Consider the following 4,216-nt stretch of genomic DNA (forward strand, 5'->3'; position numbering starts at 1 on the left):
TTTGGACAACCGAACTCTATTTTTAAACGTTTTAATCGCTGGTCAAGTAGTGGTAAGTTACTCACTATATTCAAATTATTATCACTGAATACCGATATGGAATGGCTATTCATCGATGGTTCCCATATTCGTGCTCATCAACATTCTGCGGGTATTGCTGATCAGGCAATCTCTAAAAGTGCAGGAGGAAACTCCTCCAAAATACATTTAGTTGTAGATTCAAATGGGAATCCTATTGATTTCATTATTACTGATGGAACACACATGATGTTAAGTCGCACCTGATTTAATTTCAAAACTCATTTAAATGAGGCAGAGATTGTATGTGCAGATAAAGGCTACGATTCAGAGCCATTAAGACAGCAGATTAGAGCAACTGGAACAAAAGCGAATATACCTAAAAAATCCAATAGCCAATCAAACAATGACCATATGGATTGGTATTTATATAAAATCAGGCACTTAGTAGAAAATATGTTTTGTAGGTTAAAGCAATTTAGAGGGATAGCCACTCGATACGACAAGTTAAAACGGAACTATGAAAGTTCTGTTGCATTAGCTTGTATATTTTTATGGCTCCCCTTGTAGGTTAAATTATGAACCCTAAATGTCAACAGACCCTAAATGTTTTTTTATAAAATTAAAAAGATGGTCAATTATCATTGTCCATTCAGTTTGTTTTCTATGCTATGTTGCAAGTCATTATTGTCATTTAGAACTGATTGATGCTTAAACTCATTGCTGAAGACTTTATTCAAATAGATAAAATTGATCTTGTTTTGCCTTTATATCAAGAATTAATTAACAAGACGAAACAAGAACAGGGCTGTATTGCTTATGACTTGTACCATGATTTACGTAATACAGGTCATTTTGTTTTTATTGAAGAATGGATAGATCGAGCTGCATTAGATGCTCATGTCCAATCAGCACATTTTCAGAGATTAGTGCCTTTGATTGACCAATATACAAGACAAGAAGGTATTTTTACGCATATGCAACATTACCAAGAACTATTTTAAAATGCTAAAGCACCTATTATCCATTTTCTATCATTTGTTTAATTTTGCTCGCTTTTTCAAAGTGATCAAGCTGATGGGTTTTAATCCACCATTCTGCGACTTGCATTAATGTTTCTGGATCATCATTTTTATTCGCGAAAAAAGCATAAAAGGATAGCCCGACTTGATCACCCTTTTTGGCAATTTTTTCATTACATACTTGAATAATTTTTTCTTTGATGGCTTGTTGCATAAATAATCTCGATGTATCCATTAGATTGAATTCTTTATATGGATTTAGCTGTTGTGACTATTTTATTCATTTTGAAACAAAAAGATACATCGCTACATTCTGTGGGTGAATTGTTTCTGAAATGCAGTTTTTGACGTTTTATCTCGATTCTGTTGCTATAACTGTTAAGTAACTTAATCAAAATAGGAACGACAGATGACTAACTTAGACGATTTAAAGAATAAAGCTTCTGAAGTAATTGATGATGTAAAGTTAAAGGCAAAAGAAGCAAAATTGGGTGCGGAAAAGGTCGCTGATGATTTAAAACATAAAGCCAAAGAAACCTTATTGAAAGGTGAGCAAAAGGTCAATGATTTAAAACATAAAAAAGATGACGAGAGTGATAAGAGTTAAGTAAAAAAGCCTTTGAGGAAAGTTTTCTTCAGAGGCTTTTCCTATTATAGGTCTTTACGTGTCCATTCAATATGGCGAATGTGATTTTCAATAACTGTAAATGTATAATAAATCTGATCAATTTCATAAATATAATTTGAGACAGTGACTGTCGTTTTCCCTTCTTTCTTTTCGTATGTGTGCATTGAGATTGGAGACTGAGCAATCCGTGTGCTCATATCTGCATAACTATCACCTATAGAAATGAGTTGCCCAGAAATGGTTCTTACAGTATTGGTAGATGTTCCCGCAATCACAGAACCAGAAATAAATAAAGATAGCATCAAAGCATGGCGAAGTTTCATTAACGGTAAGCCTTGTTATTATTAAGATCAGAAGCATCACTATAGCCGTTTTTTTACGCATTTTGTATGAAAATGATCTATTAAAAACGATACCAATTTAGATTGATGAGATTGCACTGACCATTAAAGATTATAAAAGTACTGAATATAGGTTAGAAATGAAGTTTTACCAATAAATTCCGACTAAATCAGTAGGATTAATAAAGACATTCAAAAAGCTGAATAGAACTTTGCTTACCCTCAGCTCAATTTACAGTTAAACTATAGTTTCAGTATTTGTTGTATTTGCAAACTTGGAGCAAATCTATGTCTTGGCTTTCTTCACTTAAATCAGTTTTTTCTCCCGCGCAGGAGGTGAAAGAGGAAGAAGTCCAATCCGTTTTGCAAAATTATATGTTGCCAAACTCGAACAACGCTTTAAAGGATCGTATTACTCAGGTGAATGTTGTTGGACGAGTATTACAGCTTACGATCAATACATATCCCAATGAAGCGGATGACTTGCAAAAAATCCATGATGATCTTGCCGATGCTTTAGAAAAATGTGGTATTCAAGAATTAAACATGCATGTGATTCAGCAAAAAATTCAGCATGACTCAAGCTGCTCAAGCGAACAACATGGAAAAGCAGGGCATAGTTGTTCTAGCCAACCCAAAGCAGAAAGTCATACATTACCGCCTGTTGTTGATGCTTCACCTAAGCCTGCCCCAGCAGAAGTTGATCCTAATAATCCACCGATTCAGAAAGCTGCACCACAACAACGGGACATTCCTAAACATCCACGTATACAAAATGTCATTTTGATTTCATCGGGTAAAGGTGGCGTAGGAAAATCGACAACTACTGTAAATATTGCGCTCGCACTCAACAAATTAGGATTAAAAGTGGGTGTTTTAGATGCTGATATTTATGGTCCAAGTATTCCAACGATGTTGGGCAATACTGGACAAACGCCCAAAATTGAAGGTGAAAATTTCGTTCCACTTGAAGCGCACGGGATGGCAGTTCTTTCAATCGGGCATTTAATTGGTAAGGAAAATACCCCCGTTGCATGGCGTGGTGCGAAAGCTACAGGGGCATTGATGCAACTTTTTAATCAAGCCTTATGGCCTGACCTTGATGTACTTGTGATTGATATGCCACCTGGTACAGGTGATATCCAATTGACCCTTGCACAGCGTATTCCTGTGACAGGTGCGGTGATTGTAACAACACCACAAAATGTAGCTTTAATGGATGCAGTAAAGGGCATTGAACTCTTTAATAAAGTTCAAATCCCTGTGATGGGTGTGATTGAAAATATGTCGACACACATTTGTTCGAATTGTGGTCATGAAGAGCAAATTTTTGGTGCAGGTGGGGGTGATCGTTTGTCTGAGCAATATGCTATTCCATTGCTTGGTCGATTACCTTTAAATGTACAAATTCGAGAAAATGCCGATGCTGGTCATCCTTCTGTTATTGCGGGAGACGCAGCAGCAGAGAGTTATATGTTGATTGCGGAAAAAATTGCCAAGGCTTTGCCTCGAGTAGAAAAAGATCCACATCGAATTTTCTAAATTTATTCTATACGATCGCCTTTCTTGATATTTACCATTTAATTCAAGAAAGGCGAATGAGGACAAGTCAATGAAATATTTTAACTTACTCGATAATAAGGTTTTTATTAGTCTCGCCAATACTGCCAATGGTGATGTTAATAGTGCTACTCGTTTTTATTATTGCCAAAAAAGATTAGGTGATTACTGCCAAGGATGGGGGGAGAGTCGTACAAATTAGCAAGATGCTGGAAAGATACTTTCAGATTTTGAATCTGTAATTAACCTGGGTTCGATGTAATTAAATCTTCAACTCATTGAAAAATAATAAATCTCTATGGAGTCTTGCTGCGTTTTCATCAAATTTTAGGATGAGGAGCGGAGCTCCGCAAGCGCAACCATCAATAGCGTTTCATTTCTCTTGATCAATAAAATGAAAGCGAACAATAGATTGTTTGATGATCTAAAGCTTGCACTGCCACGCTTTACTTCTAAAGTTTAAATTGTTTTGCGTCGGCGATGCTTCACTTTTCAGAGATGAAAAGTGACAAAAATCTTTCGTTGAGCGAGGGGTACATCCTCATACCCCCGCTCAACATGGCGACATCCATGTCGCCTCACGATCGCAAGACCATCTATGATTGAAAAGTACAAAATAAATGAATCATCCAAATCACTTGTATGAA

At 36.1% G+C, this 4,216-nt stretch carries 5 protein-coding genes and 1 pseudogene; 4 read left to right on the forward strand and 2 right to left on the reverse strand.

Annotated elements, in window-relative coordinates:
- Both ACINWC743_RS23675 and ACINWC743_RS00720 read left to right on the forward strand, forming a co-directional pair.
- Positions 1-588: pseudogene (locus ACINWC743_RS23675) on the forward strand (IS5 family transposase); the annotation flags it as partial.
- Positions 589-725: 137 nt separating this feature from the next.
- Positions 726-1,022, forward strand: a complete 297-nt coding sequence (locus ACINWC743_RS00720) for a putative quinol monooxygenase (protein ID WP_009583966.1) — start codon at positions 726-728, stop codon at positions 1,020-1,022.
- A gap of 16 nt (positions 1,023-1,038) precedes the next feature.
- Here the strand turns inward: ACINWC743_RS00720 and ACINWC743_RS00725 are convergent, their stop codons facing one another.
- Positions 1,039-1,254 (reverse strand): DUF6500 family protein, encoded by a 216-nt coding sequence (locus tag ACINWC743_RS00725; protein ID WP_009583965.1) that lies wholly within the window; start codon positions 1,252-1,254, stop codon positions 1,039-1,041.
- A 195-nt stretch (positions 1,255-1,449) separates the two neighbouring features.
- Between ACINWC743_RS00725 and ACINWC743_RS00730 the strand changes: the two genes are divergently transcribed.
- Positions 1,450-1,647 (forward strand): hypothetical protein, encoded by a 198-nt coding sequence (locus tag ACINWC743_RS00730; RefSeq protein WP_004827580.1) that lies wholly within the window; start codon positions 1,450-1,452, stop codon positions 1,645-1,647.
- A gap of 44 nt (positions 1,648-1,691) precedes the next feature.
- Here ACINWC743_RS00730 and ACINWC743_RS00735 read toward each other — a convergent pair whose 3' ends face one another.
- The gene (locus ACINWC743_RS00735; protein WP_009583968.1) at positions 1,692-1,991 is read right to left on the reverse strand and encodes a hypothetical protein; all 300 of its coding nucleotides are present in this window, start codon (positions 1,989-1,991) and stop codon (positions 1,692-1,694) included.
- Positions 1,992-2,297: 306 nt separating this feature from the next.
- Between ACINWC743_RS00735 and apbC the strand changes: the two genes are divergently transcribed.
- Positions 2,298-3,551 (forward strand): iron-sulfur cluster carrier protein ApbC, encoded by a 1,254-nt coding sequence (apbC, locus tag ACINWC743_RS00740; protein ID WP_009583970.1) that lies wholly within the window; start codon positions 2,298-2,300, stop codon positions 3,549-3,551.
- Positions 3,552-4,216: the final 665 nt, after the last annotated feature.

This window comes from Acinetobacter sp. WC-743, assembly GCF_000335555.1.
Taxonomy (GTDB): Bacteria; Pseudomonadota; Gammaproteobacteria; order Pseudomonadales; family Moraxellaceae; genus Acinetobacter; species Acinetobacter bereziniae.

What these genes read in the sequence shown, in the direction of transcription:
- ACINWC743_RS00720 (WP_009583966.1), top strand. Translation starts at nt 726, where the DNA reads ATGCTTAAACTCATTGCTGAAGACTTTATTCAAATAGATAAAATTGAT.
- ACINWC743_RS00725 (WP_009583965.1), bottom strand. Translation starts at nt 1,254, where the DNA reads ATGCAACAAGCCATCAAAGAAAAAATTATTCAAGTATGTAATGAAAAA.
- ACINWC743_RS00730 (WP_004827580.1), top strand. Translation starts at nt 1,450, where the DNA reads ATGACTAACTTAGACGATTTAAAGAATAAAGCTTCTGAAGTAATTGAT.
- ACINWC743_RS00735 (WP_009583968.1), bottom strand. Translation starts at nt 1,991, where the DNA reads ATGAAACTTCGCCATGCTTTGATGCTATCTTTATTTATTTCTGGTTCT.
- apbC (WP_009583970.1), top strand. Translation starts at nt 2,298, where the DNA reads ATGTCTTGGCTTTCTTCACTTAAATCAGTTTTTTCTCCCGCGCAGGAG.